We start from the raw sequence: 14,023 nt of genomic DNA on the forward strand, positions 1-14,023 counted from the left end.
TTCCAGAACTTCAAGAACCTGACGGGTATCGAAATGCTTGCAACAGCCATTGAGTCGATCGAGACGATCATCGTCGATCTGCCGACCATCCGCCCGCACAAGCTGGCGATGCACACCATGCAGAACCAGACCCTGGTGATCATCCGGGTGCGTTGCGCCGACGGCATCGAAGGCATCGGCGAATCCACCACCATCGGTGGCCTGGCCTACGGCAATGAAAGCCCGGACAGCATCAAGACCAACATCGACACGCACTTCGCACCGCTGTTGATCGGCCAGGACAGCAACAACGTCAACGCTGCCATGTTGCGCCTGGAACGCAGCATTCGCGGCAACACCTTCGCCAAATCCGGTATCGAAACCGCACTGCTCGATGCCCTGGGCAAACGCCTCGGCCTGCCGGTCAGCGAATTGCTCGGCGGTCGTGTTCGCGATGCGCTGCCGGTGGCCTGGACCCTGGCCAGTGGCGACACCGAAAAAGACATCGCCGAAGCGGAAAAAATGCTCGACCAGCGCCGCCACCGCATCTTCAAACTGAAGATCGGCGCCGGTGAGGTCAACCGCGATCTGGCCCATGTCATCGCCATCAAGAAAGCCCTCGGCGACCGCGCCAGTGTGCGAGTCGACGTCAATCAGGCCTGGGACGAAGCCGTCGCGCTGCGGGCCTGCCGGATCCTCGGCACCAATGGCATCGACCTGATCGAACAGCCGATCTCGCGCAACAACCGCGCCGGCATGGCCCGTCTGAACGCCATGAGCCCGGCGCCGATCATGGCCGACGAATCCATCGAGTGCGTGGAAGATGCGTTCAACCTGGCCCGCGAAGGCGCGGCTTCGGTATTCGCCCTGAAGATCGCCAAGAACGGTGGTCCACGTGCTGTATTGCGCACCGCCTCCATCGCCGAAGCGGCCGGCATCGCCCTGTACGGCGGCACCATGCTCGAAGGTGGCCTGGGCACCATGGCCTCGGCCCATGCCTTCGTCACCCTGAACAAACTGGCGTGGGACACCGAACTGTTCGGCCCGCTGCTGCTGACCGAAGACATTCTCAGCGAACCGCTGGTTTATCGCGATTTCGAACTGCACGTACCGAACACCCCGGGTCTGGGCCTGAGCCTGGATGAAGAACGCCTGGCGTTTTTCCGCCGCGACAAAACATCCACCGCCATTCATCAAGCCTGAGGAGAGCATTATGCTGTTCCACGTAAAAATGACCGTGAACCTGCCGGTCGACATGAATCCCGAAGCGGCGGCCAAATTGAAGGCTGACGAGAAAGCCCTGGCGCTGCGCCTGCAAGATCAAGGCAAGTGGCGCCACCTGTGGCGCATCGCCGGGCACTACGCCAACTACAGCGTGTTCGATGTCGACAGCGTTCAGGAACTGCATGACCTGCTGATGCAATTGCCACTGTTTCCGTACATGGCCATCGAGATCGACGCGATGTGCCGGCATCCTTCTTCCATCCGTGACGATGACCGCTGAGCCCAGCCTGTTCAGCGCGCTACGCTAATAATTACAAGATGAGGAACCCTTCAAAATGAACGTCAAGATTTCCCACACTGCCGAAGCCCAGAAATTTCTCGAAGAGGCCAGCGGCCTGCTCAACGACGCTGGCGACCCACGGACCAAGGCACTGGTGTACCGCATCCTGCGTGATTCGGTGAACATCATCGAAGACCTGGCCGTGACCCCGGAAGAATTCTGGAAAGCGGTCAACTACCTCAACGTGCTGGGCGCTCGCCAGGAAGCCGGGCTGGTGGTGGCCGGTCTCGGTCTGGAGCACTACCTCGACCTGCTGATGGACGCCGAAGACGAGCAGGCCGGCAAGTCCGGCGGCACCCCGCGCACCATCGAAGGTCCACTGTACGTGGCGGGCGCGCCGCTGTCGGAAGGCGAAGCACGTCTGGATGACGGCGTCGATCCGGGTGTGACCCTGTTCATGCAAGGCCGCGTGTTCAACACCGCTGGCGAACCTTTGGCCGGCGCCGTGGTAGACGTCTGGCACGCCAACACTGGCGGTACCTACTCGTACTTCGACACCACGCAATCGGAATTCAACCTGCGTCGCCGCATCGTTACCGACGCCGAAGGCCGCTACCGTTTCCGCAGCATCGTGCCGTCGGGCTACGGCTGCCCACCGGACGGTCCGACCCAGCAACTGCTCGATCAACTGGGCCGTCACGGCCAGCGCCCGGCGCACGTGCACTTCTTCATTTCCGCGCCGGACCATCGTCACCTGACTACCCAGATCAACCTCGATGGCGATCAATACCTGCACGACGATTTCGCCTACGCCACCCGCGACGAACTGATCGCCAGGATCACCTTCAGCGACGATCAGCAGCGCGCGGCGGCCCATGGTGTGAGCGGTCGCTTTGCCGAAATCGACTTCGATTTCACCCTGCAGTCGTCGGCACAGCCTGAAGAACAGCAGCGCCACGAACGGGTCCGCGCACTCGAGGACTGATAGCAAATCCATGTGGGAGCGGGCTTGCTCGCGAAAGCGGAGTGTCAGTCAACGTTGATGTTGAAGCTGACTCCGCCTTCGCGAGCAAGCCCGCTCCCACAAGGGTTTCGGTTAACTGTCTGGAAAACCTCAAGCGATTGATGCAGTGTTCTAGAATGGCCCGACGCAACCTATAACAACAATGAGAGTGACCCGATGATGCAAGCTCAACTGTTGAGTCAGCGCAGCAGAGTATTCGACCATGCCGACCCTTATGCGGTGTCAGGCTACGTCAATCAGCACGTCGGTAACCACTGCATTCTCATGCCCCGTGCCGGCAGCCCGCTGGCCAGTCTCGATCATCGCAAGTTCGCCAGCCTCGACCTGTGCCGCATCAGCTACGGTGCCAGTGTGCGCGTGACGTCCGGTGCGCTGGACAGCATTTATCACCTGCAAGTGCTGCTGCGCGGCAATTGCCTGTGGCGCGGCCACGGCCAGGAACACTACTTCGCTCCCGGCGAATTGCTGCTGATCAATCCCGACGATCCGGTGGACCTGACGTACTCCGACGATTGCGAAAAATTCATCCTCAAAGTCCCGACCCGCTTGTTTGAATCGGTCTGCGATGAGCAGCGCTGGCGCTATCCGGGGCAGGGCGTGCGGTTTCTGGAGAACCGTTATCAGCTCAATGAACTGGAAGGTTTCGTCAACCTGCTGTCGATGATCTGCCAGGAGGCCGAATCCACCGAGCAGATCCCCAGGGTGCAGGAGCATTACACGCAGATCATCGTCAGCAAGATGCTCAGCCTGATGAAAACCAATGTCTGCCGCCTCGAACTGGGCTCGCAGACGGCCACGTTCGAGGCGATTGCCGATTACATCGCCAATAACCTCAAGCAGGACATCGACAGCGAAGAACTGGCGCGCCAGGCGCACATGAGCCTGCGCTCGTTGTACGGACTGTTCGAGCGCAATGCCGGCCTTACGCCGAAAAACTACCTGCGTCAGAAACGCCTGGAACGTATCAACGCCTGCCTGAGCGACCCGACCTGCAACGTGCGCAACGTCACGGAAGTGGCGATGGACTACGGCTTCCTGCACCTGGGCCGGTTCTCCGACAGCTACCGCAAGCAGTTCGGCGAATTGCCGTCCGATACCCTCAAGCGTCGTCACTGAATCAATATCCACTGTAGGAGCTGCCGAAGGCTGCGATCTTTTGATTTTGTTTTTTAAGACAAGATCAACAGATCGCAGCCTTCGGCAGCTCCTACGGGCTTATCTGCACAAAACGGATAATGGTCTGCACCCCGCGGATAGTCCGTCCCATCGCCCCGTCCTAGCATGACCCCTGCCTGAACAATAACAATGGAGGCGGCGGCCATGACCCTGCGACCCGAATACGTGCATTCCCTGCTTGAAGACGATCCCGAGCAGGGCCTCTATCGCTGCAAACGCGAGATGTTCACCGACCCCCGGTTGTTCGACCTTGAGATGGAACACATCTTCGAGGGCAACTGGCTGTACCTGGCCCACGAAAGCCAGATCCCCAACATCAATGATTTCTACACCACCACCATGGGGCGTCAGTCGATCTTCATCGCGCGCAACAAGGACGGTGTGCTCAACGCCTTCATCAACGCCTGCAGCCACCGCGGCGCGACCCTGTGCCGACACAAGTCCGGCAACAAGAGCTCCTACACCTGCCCGTTCCACGGCTGGACCTTCAACAATTCCGGCAAGCTGCTCAAGGTCAAGGATCCGGCCAACGCCGGTTACCCGTCGAGTTTCAACTGCGAAGGCTCCCACGACCTGACCAAAGTCGCGCGTTTCGAGTCCTATCGCGGCTTCCTGTTCGGCAGCCTGAAAGCCGATGTGCTGCCGCTGGTCGAGCACCTGGGCGAGTCGGCGAAGATCATCGACATGATCGTCGACCAGTCCGCCGATGGCCTGGAAGTGCTGCGCGGCTCCTCCAGCTACATCTACGAAGGCAACTGGAAGCTCACCGCCGAGAACGGCGCCGACGGCTACCACGTCAGCTCCGTGCACTGGAACTACGCGGCCACCCAGAACCAGCGCAAGCAGCGCGAGGCCGGCGACAGCAATCCGACCATGAGCGCCGGCAGCTGGGCCAAGCAGGGCGGTGGTTTCTATTCCTTCGACAAGGGCCACATGCTGCTCTGGACCCGTTGGGCCAACCCCGAGGACCGTCCACTGTACGAGCGCCGCGATGAGCTGGCGCAAGACTTCGGCAAGGCCCGCGCCGACTGGATGATCGAGAACTCGCGCAACCTGTGCCTGTACCCGAACGTGTACCTGATGGATCAGTTCAGCTCGCAGATCCGCATCGCCCGGCCGATCTCGGTCAACCGCACGGAAATCACCATCTACTGCATCGCCCCCAAAGGCGAGAGCGACCACGCCCGTTCGAGCCGGATTCGTCAGTACGAAGACTTCTTCAACGTCAGCGGCATGGCCACGCCGGACGATCTGGAGGAGTTCCGCTCCTGCCAGACCAGCTATCAGGGCAGCGTCACCACCTGGAACGACATGTCCCGTGGCGCCGAACACTGGATCGAAGGTGCCGACGAGGCAGCCAAGGAAATCGATCTGCATCCGCTGCTCAGTGGCGTGCGCACCGAAGACGAAGGGCTGTTCGTGCTGCAACACAAGTACTGGCAGCAGACCATGCTCAAGGCTCTGGAGGCCGAGCAGTCGAAGCTGATCGCCGTGGAGGACGTGCAATGAGCATTTCCTATGAAACGGTGCGCGATTTCCTCTATCGCGAAGCACGCTACCTCGATGACCGCCAGTGGGACGAATGGCTGGAAATGTACGCCCCCGACGCGACGTACTGGATGCCGTCCTGGGACGACAACGACGAGTTGACCGAGGACCCGCAGCGGGAAATCTCGCTGATCTGGTACGGCAACCGCACGGGCCTGGAAGACCGCATCTTCCGCATCAAGACCGAGCGCTCCAGCGCCAGCGTGCCGGACACCCGCACCTCCCACAACATCAGCAACATCGAGCTGCTCGAACAGGCCGACGGACTGTGCAAGGTGCGCTTCAACTGGCACACCCTGAGTTTTCGCTACAAGACCGTCGACAGCTATTTCGGCAGCAGTTTCTACACCCTCGACGTGCGCGGTGAAAACCCGCTCATCAAGGCCAAGAAAGTGATCCTGAAGAACGACTACGTTCGCCAGGTCATCGATGTTTATCACTTGTGAGACTGCCGTCATGACCCATTCCATCGCGTTCAACTTTGAAGACGGCGTCACCCGGTTCATTGACGCCAACGTCGGCGAAACCGTGGCCGATGCCGCGTACCGCCAGGGCATCAACATCCCGCTGGACTGCCGCGACGGCGCTTGCGGTACCTGCAAGTGTTTTGCCGAAGCCGGCACCTACGATCTGGGCGAGGAGTACATCGAAGACGCCCTCAGCCCTGAAGAGGCCGCGCAGGGTTTTGTCCTGACCTGCCAGATGCGCGCCCAAAGCGATTGCGTGGTGCGCGTACCGACGTCCTCCGAGGTCTGCCGAACCCGTCAGGCCAACTACGACGCCACCATCAGCGCCGTGCGCCAACTGTCCGACAGCACCATCGCGCTGTCGATCAAGGGCGAAGCCCTGAGCAAGCTGGCGTTCCTGCCTGGGCAATATGTGAACCTGGGGATTCCCGGCAGCGAGCAGACCCGTGCCTATTCGTTCAGCTCGTTGCAGCGCGATGGCGAGGTCAGTTTCCTGATCCGCAACGTGCCCGGCGGCCTGATGAGCAGTTTCCTGACCGGCATGGCCAAGGCCGGCGACTGCATGAGCCTGGCCGGTCCCCTGGGCAGTTTCTATCTGCGTGACATCCGTCGGCCGCTGCTGCTGCTGGCCGGTGGCACCGGGCTGGCGCCGTTCACCGCGATGCTGGAGAAGATCGCCGAGCAGGGCAGCGATCATCCGCTGCATCTGATCTACGGCGTGACCCACGATTTCGACCTGGTGGAAATCGACCGCCTCGAAGCCTTTGCCGCGCGCATCCCCAACTTCACCTTCAGCGCCTGCGTCGCCAGCCCCGAGAGTCAGCACCCGCTCAAGGGCTATGTGACCCAGCACATCGAGCCCAGGCATTTGAACGATGGCGACGTCGACGTCTACCTGTGCGGCCCGCCGCCGATGGTCGAGGCCGTCAGCCAGTTCATTCGCGAACAAGGCATCGCGCCGGCGAACTTCTACTACGAGAAATTCGCCGCCAGCGCGGCGTGAGTCTTCTCTGCGGCGACGCTCCTACGGATGGGGGTCGTCGGGCATTTGATATTGAGGTGTTCATGAACAGATTCCACGAAAAAGTCGCCCTGATCACCGGCGCTGCCCAAGGCATCGGGCGGCGGGTGGCCGAACGTATGGCCGCCGAAGGGGCGAAGCTGATCCTGGTGGATCGCTCCGACCTGGTGTTCGAAGTCCAGCAGCAGTTGGCGCCAACCACCCAGGTACTGGCCCTGACCGCCGACCTTGAGCAATACGAGGAATGCAGTCGGGTGATGCAAACCGCCGTCGAACGCTTCGGTCGTCTCGATGTGCTGGTCAATAACGTCGGCGGGACAATCTGGGCCAAGCCGTTCGAGCACTATGAAGCGTCGCAGATCGAGGCCGAAGTTCGCCGTTCGCTGTTCCCGACCTTGTGGTGTTGCCATGCCGCGCTGCCGTTCATGCTGGAGCAGGGTAGTGGTGCGATCGTCAACGTATCCTCCATCGCCACCCGCAGCCTCAACCGCGTGCCCTACGGTGCGGCAAAGGGTGGGGTCAACGCCTTGACCGCTTGTCTGGCGTTCGAAACCGCCGGTCGCGGCGTGCGGGTCAATGCCACGGCGCCTGGCGGCACCGAAGCACCGCCGCGACGCATACCCCGCAACGGTGTCGAGCAGAGTGAGCAGGAAAAACTCTGGTACCAGCAGATCGTCGACCAGACCCTCGACAGCAGTCTGATGAAACGCTACGGCACACTGGATGAGCAGGCGGGGGCTATTCTGTTTCTGGCCAGCGACGAAGCGTCCTATATCACCGGCATGGTCATGCCCGTGGGCGGTGGCGATCAGGGCTGACGCGAGCGACAGACAACCCCATCGGCAAACGGAGTCATGGTGATGAGTAACAAACCCACGATCGTGCTGGTCCATGGTTTTTGGGGCGGTGCCGCCCACTGGAACAAGGTCATCGTCAAATTGCTCGGCCGGGGCGACACGCACATTCGTGCCGTCGAGTTGCCGCTGACGTCCTTGGCCGAGGATGCCGAGCGTACGCGCAAGATGGTCGCCCAGGTGCCGGGGCCGGTGTTGCTGGTGGGGCATTCCTATGGCGGCGCGGTCATCACTGAAGCGGGTGATATGCCGAATGTGGTCGGGCTGGTGTACATCGCCGCGTTTGCCCCGGACGCCGGTGAAAGTCCCGGCGGCATCACTCAACGGCACCTGCCTGCGGCAGCGGCTAACCTGACGCCGGATAGCGACGGTTACCTGTGGGTCAAGCCCGAGCTCTACCACGAAAGCTTCTGTCAGGACCTTCCAGCGACCGAAGGAATGGTCATGGGCCTCACCCAGAAAGCGCCGCTGGCGAGTACCTTCGGTGACACCATTGGCACGGTGGCCTGGAAGAACAAGCCATCGTGGTATCAGATCTCGACCGCAGACCGGATGATCGCGCCACAGAACCAGCAATGGATGGCCGCGCGGCTCAATGCCCGGGAGATTCTGACCTTGAACGCCAGCCATGCGTCATTGGCGTCGATGCCTGCCGAAGTGGCGGCATTGATCGACAGGGCAGCGACGGCGTTGGCCAACGGCTAGGGTCCAAATGCAACCCGAATGGGGAATTTCCATGGCGACGTCTGGTCGGTATTTTGGACAAGGGTGGGTGTAAGGTAAGCAAGTCAACCTGATATCACTGCCCAAAAGGAGGTGACTATGAGTGTTCCGATGCTGAACAAAATGCACATGAACGGTTATGACGTACTCTGCGTGAACAATGGCCCCTGGCGGGTGTGCACACGAGGCGACCGACTGGGCTCGTTTGCCAGTCGGGAAGAAGCGCTGGCGTTTGCCGCTTCGTTGCCCGGATACAGGGCGCGTGCCAGCAGGCCTGCGGGAAGCCATCAAGCAAAATGAAGTCATGCCCGAAGCCCCGGTTCTCCGGGGCTTTTTCATGATGCAACGACGCTAGTAGCCGCCGCCTCCGCTGGGGCGCGAGGGTTCCCGGGCCTTTTGTTGTGTGTGGCTCCATTCCGCGCAGGTCATGAAGCTCTTGTGGTCGACCATGCCACGGCCGTCAAAGCTGACGTTGTATTGCTGCTGATGGCCGGCCTGAGTCAGTTTGTAGTCAAAGCACGTGCCGGGTACGACAGTCCGGTCGGTGACCGCCAGGGGCTGGCCGCCAATTTTCCGGACCTGCTCCTGGGTCATGCCGGTGTTGACTTTCGCGACCAGTGGCTGATCCTGGTAGATCGAGTTGGTGCTGCAGCCTGCCAACGCGGTCAGTACAACGACCAGCGTGAATAGAGGCTTGTTCATGGCAGCGCTCCCGCTATTGAGCCTTGTTGCGGCTAATGACCTTGGCTTTCACTTCCTCGGCGTAGCCGGACAGTTTTTCTTCATCGCCCTGAAACAAGGCACAGAGTTTCTGAACGGCTTGCGCGTCGGCTTCGTTGCCGAGCAGGCGCAATTGTTGCTCGATGCGCAAAAGCTCCACGGCCGACCAGCGCAAATCCGACGCAAGCCCTTGCAGATCACGCCGAAGTTCCTGTTCCGATTCGTTAAGCCACATGATGACCTCCTGAACTCCTCACTCCGGAATTTTAGACCCGTTTACCGCACCGGATGTTGTATTCGTCTGAATCAGCGGGGTTTCCTTTGGTCGGGAAAATAAATGCGAACATGAGAGTACGCTGTCTTACTTTATCTGAACGCAAGGAACTAACCGGGCAAAGTGATATCAATGAAAGTCGCTGAATCGTTAGGGATGGCTGTAGGGACGACGGCGAGCTACATTTTCTTATTTCAAATTAAAGGAAGCAGCATGCGGATGTTGATGGGGGGAGTCGTGTTGGCATTGCTGGGCGGGTGTTCGTTGCCGGCGTCGCTGGTTCCGGGCGAGCCGAATGTCAGCAAGCACAGCGCGAAGGCGCCAAAAGAGTATGCGGCGTGCGTGTTGCCTGCCTGGCAAAAGGAAGTATCGAATACGACCCAGGTTTCGATATCCAACGGATTCCGCATCACCGCGCCCAGCGTGATCACGGCCGACGAAGTGCTGGATATCGTTAAGTACAAGGATGGCAGCCGGGTATCGCTGTATCAGGGGCCACCTTGGGCCAAGTCCGGCGACCTGCGCAAAATCGTGCGCGACTGTTTGTAAGCGCAAGAGGGTGAAAATCGGTCACCGACCGTTTTTCGACTCAATTTAGAAAAAACCGGATGCCTGGCGTGCATCCGGTTTTTTTTGTGTGGATCAGTCTGAAAGGTTGGTCGTCGGGATGATTTGCTCGCTGACCTGGGCGGCACTTTTGCGTTCCCGACGTTCGCTCATCCAGCTTTCCACTTTGACGCCGAATTCTGGCGGGGCCTTGCGCCCGAATTTCCTGGCGATGTCGAGAATGGTTTGTTGGGCGAGTGCCTCTTCCATGCGTTTTTGCGCAACCATCATCGCACTATGGATCGCACACAGTCCGTCCAATGCCCATTCAGGCGGTGCGCCGTCAAACACTGCGCAACGGCCACGGATCTCCCGGCAATCGAAAATCGACTTGCGGCCGTCAATGGCGTTGACGATATCCAGCAAGGTGATTTCGTCAGCAGGCCGGGCCAGCTTGAAGCCACCGCGCACGCCTTCGGTGGCGACCACCAGTTTGGCCTTGGCCAGCTTGGTGAAGATTTTCGCCAGATAGTCCTGGGGGACACCTTGCAGATCGGCAAGGTCGCGCACGCTCGCTTCGCGCGAGTCGCCGCCGTTACCCACCAGAAAAAGCAGGCAGTGGATGCCGTATTCGACACCCGCGCTGTAAAGAGACATGCAAATCTCCGACTGAATTAGTCGCAAATTCTAGCAGCCGAAAGCAAGCCAGGCAACGAATCCCTTCTCTTTCAATCTTTTTTCATGACAGCTAACGCTCCTGTGGTGCGTTGAATACGGGGTGTTCAGGTCATGAGGCGCGGTTTTCGATGGCCACCCTCGGTAAAAACCTGTTGCAGGATTTAACTAGGATTAATACAGTCGTAGTTATAAGGTCGCAGTGGCAGGCGCTTATCCGGGCACAACCTGGCGGGGGTCCGTAACGCCCTCAACGATTTTCAACACTTGGTTATTCCCCCAGGAGTCAAAAATGAAGCAGCACATTCTGGTAATCGGCGCAGGTTTCGGTGGCATGTGGACCGCTTTGAGTGCCACGCGCCTGTTCGACATTCACGGCCACAACGACGTTGAAGTGACCGTGTTGGCTCCTCAGGCCGAACTGCGTGTGCGTCCGCGCTTCTATGAGCCGAACGCCCACCAACTGGCCGCACCGATTGGCGACCTGTTCGATGCCGTAGGGGTCAGGTTCATCAAGGGCGCGGCGCAGACCATCGACGTCGGGCAAAAGCAGGTCGGCTATGTCGATGCCGCAGGGGCCCGGCAAGTCTGCAGCTACGACAAACTCGTTCTGGCCACCGGCAGCCGCCTGGCTTCGCCGAACACTCCGGGCGTGGCCGAACATGCCTTCGACGTCGATCAGATCGAACAGGCCGTACGCCTGGAAAACCACCTCAAGGCGCTGGCCAATCAACCCGAAAGCAAGGCGCGCAACACGGTGGTGGTGGCCGGTGGCGGTTTCACCGGGATCGAAACGGCGACTGAAATGCCGAGCCGCCTGCGGGCCATCCTCGGCGACCGTGCTGACATCGATGTGATCATCGTTGACCGCGGCGACAGGATTGGCGGCTCGATGGGTGAGCAAATCGCCGAATCGATCGTCGAGGCCAGCCTGGCAACCGGCGTGCAATGGCACTTGAAAGCCTCGGTTGTGTCGGTCGATGCCAACGGCGTGACCCTGTCCGACGGTGCTCGCATCGACACAAAAACCGTGGTCTGGACCACCGGCGTTCGCGCCAGCTCCCTGACCGAGCAGATTCCGGCCGAACGCGATCACCTGGGCCGTCTGCATGTCGACGCACACCTGAAAGTCATTGGCCAACACGACATTTTCGCCACCGGCGACGTCGCCTATGCGGCCAGTGACGAGATCGGCAACTACGCCTTGATGACCTGTCAGCACGCTATTTCGCTGGGCCGCCATGCCGGCAACAACGTCGCCGCGCAGCTTCTCGGTGTCGACCCGACGCGGTACAGCCAGCCGAAGTACGTGACCTGCCTCGACCTGGGGGCCTGGGGCGCGGTGTACACCGAGGGTTGGGATCGTCAGGTGAAATTGGTCAAGGAGGAGGCCAAGTCGCTGAAAACCCAGATCAACACCCAATGGATCTACCCGCCAGCCGCGAACCGCGACACCGCGTGGGCCGCAGCGGATCCGTTGATCCCGATTGCCTGATACGTTCGCTGACGCGTCTGATCAAACATCCCGCCCAAGTCCTCCTGGGCGGGATTTTTTTGCGTGCCATTTGCCTGTATGAAATTAACCGTGTATTTTTTCATGAAATTAAAAATACAAAATTTCACGAGGCCGTATGTTTCAGCAATCCACCCGGCATGTCGCCAGTTACTACGCTCATTCCTGCGCCGATCGTCTGGTCGATCGAGCTGCACTGGAAGGTGAACAAGACACCGAAGTGCTGATCATCGGGGCCGGGTTCAGTGGATTGCACACGGCTTTGCGCCTGGCGCTGGCCGGCAAGCGCGTGACCTTGCTCGAAGCCAGCCGGGTGGCCTGGGCCGCGTCCGGGCGTAATGGCGGCCAGGCGATTCTCGGCTGGTCGTGCGACATGCCACCGCTGGAAGCGGCGCTGGGTTACGAACGGGCGCGGCGCTTGTGGGAAGGCATGCGCTGGGCCGCACGCGAGCTGCGTGACTTGCCTGGCCGTCATGAGTTCGATTGCGACTACCGCGCCGGTCATCTGTGGACCTCGGTGATGCCGCGTCGGGTAGGCCTGCTGACCGAATGGCAACACGAGGCCAGCCACAAGTGGGGCCACGACAAACTGCAATTTATCGAGCGCAGCGATTTGCCGCAGTGGGTTGCCAGCGAGCGTTATCAGGCCGGCCTGTTCGATCCCGAAGGCGGGCATTTGAATCCGCTGAAACTGGCCCTGGGCCTTGCGGATGCGATCGAGCGGGCCGGTGGGCGCATCCACGAGCAAAGCAAGGCGCTGAGCTATGGCGAGGAGGGCGACGGGTTTGTGGTGACCACCGAGCGCGGTCGTATTCGCGCCGATGTGCTGGTGCTGGCGTGCAACGCTTACCTCGATCGACTCGACCCGCAGCTGGCCAGTTGCGTGTTGCCGGTCGGAACCTATCAGGTCGCGACCGCGCCGCTCACGAAGGATCAAGCCACCGCGCTGCTGCCGAGCAACGTGTGCGTGACCGACAACCAGTTCGTACTCGATTATTTCCGCCGCACTCCGGACAACCGCCTGCTGTTCGGCGGCGGTTGCACTTACCTGGGCGGCATGCCCAAGGACATCGCCGCCGCGACCCGGCCGTTCCTGGAACGCGTGTTCCCGCAACTCACCGGCGTCGGGCTGGAGTTTGCCTGGGGCGGCCACATCGACCTGACCCTCAAACGCACACCGGATATCGGCCGCCGGGGCGATCTGTACTGGATGCAGGGATATTCCGGGCATGGCGTGCTGCCGACACTGGCCGCGGCGCGGGCGGTGTCCGACGCGGTACTCGGTCAGCCCGACGAATTGTCCCTGTACCAGGGCCTGAACAACGGCAGTTTTCCCGGCGGCAAATACCTGGCCGCGCCGCTGGAAGCCATTGGCAAGGCCTGGTATCGACTGCGCGACAGCATTTGAAGCGACACTTTCTGGAAGCCTCTAGATGGACATGCAAGAAGAAATCTCGGCGCTGGCGATCCTGATCCAGGACCTGCGCAAACACAAGAAATACACCCTGAAGGAGCTGGCGGACAAAATCGGTCGCTCCGTGGGTTTTCTGTCCCAGGTCGAGCGCGGCCTGTCGCGCCCGACCGTGGCGGACCTGACCGCCATCAGCGAAACCCTGGGGGTGCCGACCACCTATTTCTACAGCCTGCCCAAACCCATGGCCTTGTCCTGGGTCACCCGCCCCGACGAGCGCCGCACGCTGTACTACGCCGACGGCATCACCGACATCCTCGTTTCGCCAAAAATGCGCGCGTCGTTCTCGATGCTCGAAAGCCAGCTGGAGCCCGGCGCCAGCAGCGGCGACCGGCATATGAAGGACAGCTCGGAGCAGGGCGGTTATGTCCTGGAAGGGCAACTGACCCTGTGGCTCGACGATAACGAACCGGTGACCCTGCATCCCGGCGACAGCTTTCAACTGGCCAGCCATGCGCACTGCCGCTACGGCAACCTGTCCGACCAACTGACCCGCGTGCTTTGGGTTTACACCTGATAACAACAAGG

17 protein-coding genes are annotated in these 14,023 nt (G+C 60.6%); 14 read left to right on the forward strand and 3 right to left on the reverse strand.

Annotation, left to right across the window (positions count from 1 at the left end):
• Positions 1-33 precede the first annotated feature (33 nt).
• The 10 genes from AC3IP0_RS10970 (at position 34) to AC3IP0_RS11015 (ending at position 8,596) form a co-directional block, all read left to right on the forward strand.
• Positions 34-1,182 (forward strand): muconate cycloisomerase family protein, encoded by a 1,149-nt coding sequence (locus tag AC3IP0_RS10970; protein ID WP_489319237.1) that lies wholly within the window; start codon positions 34-36, stop codon positions 1,180-1,182.
• Between the two features lie 10 nt (positions 1,183-1,192).
• Positions 1,193-1,483 carry a muconolactone Delta-isomerase gene (gene catC, locus AC3IP0_RS10975; protein ID WP_034150962.1) on the forward strand — a complete coding sequence of 97 codons (291 nt, stop codon included), beginning with the start codon at positions 1,193-1,195 and terminating at the stop codon, positions 1,481-1,483.
• 55 nt (positions 1,484-1,538) lie between these two features.
• A complete protein-coding gene (gene catA / locus AC3IP0_RS10980; protein WP_489319238.1) occupies positions 1,539-2,468 on the forward strand; it encodes a catechol 1,2-dioxygenase in 930 nt (309 codons plus the stop codon).
• Positions 2,469-2,663: 195 nt separating this feature from the next.
• On the forward strand, positions 2,664-3,623 hold the full coding sequence (locus tag AC3IP0_RS10985) for an AraC family transcriptional regulator (RefSeq protein ID WP_489319239.1): 960 nt from the start codon (positions 2,664-2,666) through the stop codon (positions 3,621-3,623).
• 204 nt (positions 3,624-3,827) lie between these two features.
• Positions 3,828-5,192 (forward strand): benzoate 1,2-dioxygenase large subunit, encoded by a 1,365-nt coding sequence (gene benA, locus AC3IP0_RS10990; RefSeq protein ID WP_489319240.1) that lies wholly within the window; start codon positions 3,828-3,830, stop codon positions 5,190-5,192.
• On the forward strand, positions 5,189-5,677 hold the full coding sequence (gene benB, locus AC3IP0_RS10995) for a benzoate 1,2-dioxygenase small subunit (protein ID WP_489319241.1): 489 nt from the start codon (positions 5,189-5,191) through the stop codon (positions 5,675-5,677). Before benA ends, benB begins: the two co-directional genes overlap by 4 nt.
• A 10-nt stretch (positions 5,678-5,687) precedes the next feature.
• Entirely contained in the window at positions 5,688-6,701 is a 1,014-nt protein-coding gene (gene benC, locus AC3IP0_RS11000; RefSeq protein WP_489319242.1) for a benzoate 1,2-dioxygenase electron transfer component BenC, read from the forward strand.
• A 62-nt stretch (positions 6,702-6,763) separates the two neighbouring features.
• Positions 6,764-7,537, forward strand: coding sequence for a 1,6-dihydroxycyclohexa-2,4-diene-1-carboxylate dehydrogenase (locus AC3IP0_RS11005; RefSeq protein ID WP_489319243.1), 774 nt, complete (start codon positions 6,764-6,766; stop codon positions 7,535-7,537).
• Positions 7,538-7,579: 42 nt separating this feature from the next.
• Positions 7,580-8,278, forward strand: coding sequence for an alpha/beta hydrolase (locus AC3IP0_RS11010; RefSeq protein ID WP_489319244.1), 699 nt, complete (start codon positions 7,580-7,582; stop codon positions 8,276-8,278).
• A gap of 117 nt (positions 8,279-8,395) precedes the next feature.
• Positions 8,396-8,596: an SPOR domain-containing protein gene (locus tag AC3IP0_RS11015; RefSeq protein ID WP_489319245.1), complete on the forward strand. Its 201-nt coding sequence runs from the start codon at positions 8,396-8,398 to the stop codon at positions 8,594-8,596.
• A gap of 51 nt (positions 8,597-8,647) precedes the next feature.
• Here the strand turns inward: AC3IP0_RS11015 and osmE are convergent, their stop codons facing one another.
• Together osmE and AC3IP0_RS11025 are read right to left on the reverse strand one after the other, a co-directional pair.
• Complete coding sequence (osmE, locus tag AC3IP0_RS11020; RefSeq protein ID WP_489319246.1) at positions 8,648-8,998, reverse strand: osmotically-inducible lipoprotein OsmE; 351 nt, start codon at positions 8,996-8,998, stop codon at positions 8,648-8,650.
• Positions 8,999-9,011: 13 nt separating this feature from the next.
• On the reverse strand, positions 9,012-9,251 hold the full coding sequence (locus AC3IP0_RS11025; RefSeq protein WP_489319247.1) for a hypothetical protein: 240 nt from the start codon (positions 9,249-9,251) through the stop codon (positions 9,012-9,014).
• Positions 9,252-9,503: 252 nt separating this feature from the next.
• Here AC3IP0_RS11025 and AC3IP0_RS11030 point away from each other — a divergent pair, with 252 nt between their 5' ends.
• Positions 9,504-9,839, forward strand: coding sequence for a hypothetical protein (locus AC3IP0_RS11030; RefSeq protein ID WP_489319756.1), 336 nt, complete (start codon positions 9,504-9,506; stop codon positions 9,837-9,839).
• 93 nt (positions 9,840-9,932) lie between these two features.
• Here the strand turns inward: AC3IP0_RS11030 and AC3IP0_RS11035 are convergent, their stop codons facing one another.
• A complete protein-coding gene (locus AC3IP0_RS11035; protein ID WP_489319248.1) occupies positions 9,933-10,493 on the reverse strand; it encodes an RrF2 family transcriptional regulator in 561 nt (186 codons plus the stop codon).
• 310 nt (positions 10,494-10,803) lie between these two features.
• On the opposite strand from AC3IP0_RS11035, the gene AC3IP0_RS11040 reads away from it, so the two are divergent.
• The 3 genes from AC3IP0_RS11040 (at position 10,804) to AC3IP0_RS11050 (ending at position 14,012) form a co-directional block, all read left to right on the forward strand.
• The gene (locus tag AC3IP0_RS11040) at positions 10,804-12,006 is read left to right on the forward strand and encodes an NAD(P)/FAD-dependent oxidoreductase (RefSeq protein WP_489319249.1); all 1,203 of its coding nucleotides are present in this window, start codon (positions 10,804-10,806) and stop codon (positions 12,004-12,006) included.
• Positions 12,007-12,142: 136 nt separating this feature from the next.
• Positions 12,143-13,432 carry an NAD(P)/FAD-dependent oxidoreductase gene (locus AC3IP0_RS11045; RefSeq protein ID WP_489319250.1) on the forward strand — a complete coding sequence of 430 codons (1,290 nt, stop codon included), beginning with the start codon at positions 12,143-12,145 and terminating at the stop codon, positions 13,430-13,432.
• Positions 13,433-13,457: 25 nt separating this feature from the next.
• Positions 13,458-14,012 carry a helix-turn-helix domain-containing protein gene (locus AC3IP0_RS11050; RefSeq protein WP_007976194.1) on the forward strand — a complete coding sequence of 185 codons (555 nt, stop codon included), beginning with the start codon at positions 13,458-13,460 and terminating at the stop codon, positions 14,010-14,012.
• Positions 14,013-14,023: the final 11 nt, after the last annotated feature.

Source organism: Pseudomonas sp. GL_103 (assembly GCF_057835175.1).

What these genes read in the sequence shown, in the direction of transcription:
- AC3IP0_RS10970 (WP_489319237.1), top strand. Translation starts at nt 34, where the DNA reads ATGCTTGCAACAGCCATTGAGTCGATCGAGACGATCATCGTCGATCTG.
- catC (WP_034150962.1), top strand. Translation starts at nt 1,193, where the DNA reads ATGCTGTTCCACGTAAAAATGACCGTGAACCTGCCGGTCGACATGAAT.
- catA (WP_489319238.1), top strand. Translation starts at nt 1,539, where the DNA reads ATGAACGTCAAGATTTCCCACACTGCCGAAGCCCAGAAATTTCTCGAA.
- AC3IP0_RS10985 (WP_489319239.1), top strand. Translation starts at nt 2,664, where the DNA reads ATGATGCAAGCTCAACTGTTGAGTCAGCGCAGCAGAGTATTCGACCAT.
- benA (WP_489319240.1), top strand. Translation starts at nt 3,828, where the DNA reads ATGACCCTGCGACCCGAATACGTGCATTCCCTGCTTGAAGACGATCCC.
- benB (WP_489319241.1), top strand. Translation starts at nt 5,189, where the DNA reads ATGAGCATTTCCTATGAAACGGTGCGCGATTTCCTCTATCGCGAAGCA.
- benC (WP_489319242.1), top strand. Translation starts at nt 5,688, where the DNA reads ATGACCCATTCCATCGCGTTCAACTTTGAAGACGGCGTCACCCGGTTC.
- AC3IP0_RS11005 (WP_489319243.1), top strand. Translation starts at nt 6,764, where the DNA reads ATGAACAGATTCCACGAAAAAGTCGCCCTGATCACCGGCGCTGCCCAA.
- AC3IP0_RS11010 (WP_489319244.1), top strand. Translation starts at nt 7,580, where the DNA reads ATGAGTAACAAACCCACGATCGTGCTGGTCCATGGTTTTTGGGGCGGT.
- AC3IP0_RS11015 (WP_489319245.1), top strand. Translation starts at nt 8,396, where the DNA reads ATGAGTGTTCCGATGCTGAACAAAATGCACATGAACGGTTATGACGTA.
- osmE (WP_489319246.1), bottom strand. Translation starts at nt 8,998, where the DNA reads ATGAACAAGCCTCTATTCACGCTGGTCGTTGTACTGACCGCGTTGGCA.
- AC3IP0_RS11025 (WP_489319247.1), bottom strand. Translation starts at nt 9,251, where the DNA reads ATGTGGCTTAACGAATCGGAACAGGAACTTCGGCGTGATCTGCAAGGG.
- AC3IP0_RS11030 (WP_489319756.1), top strand. Translation starts at nt 9,504, where the DNA reads ATGCGGATGTTGATGGGGGGAGTCGTGTTGGCATTGCTGGGCGGGTGT.
- AC3IP0_RS11035 (WP_489319248.1), bottom strand. Translation starts at nt 10,493, where the DNA reads ATGTCTCTTTACAGCGCGGGTGTCGAATACGGCATCCACTGCCTGCTT.
- AC3IP0_RS11040 (WP_489319249.1), top strand. Translation starts at nt 10,804, where the DNA reads ATGAAGCAGCACATTCTGGTAATCGGCGCAGGTTTCGGTGGCATGTGG.
- AC3IP0_RS11045 (WP_489319250.1), top strand. Translation starts at nt 12,143, where the DNA reads ATGTTTCAGCAATCCACCCGGCATGTCGCCAGTTACTACGCTCATTCC.
- AC3IP0_RS11050 (WP_007976194.1), top strand. Translation starts at nt 13,458, where the DNA reads ATGGACATGCAAGAAGAAATCTCGGCGCTGGCGATCCTGATCCAGGAC.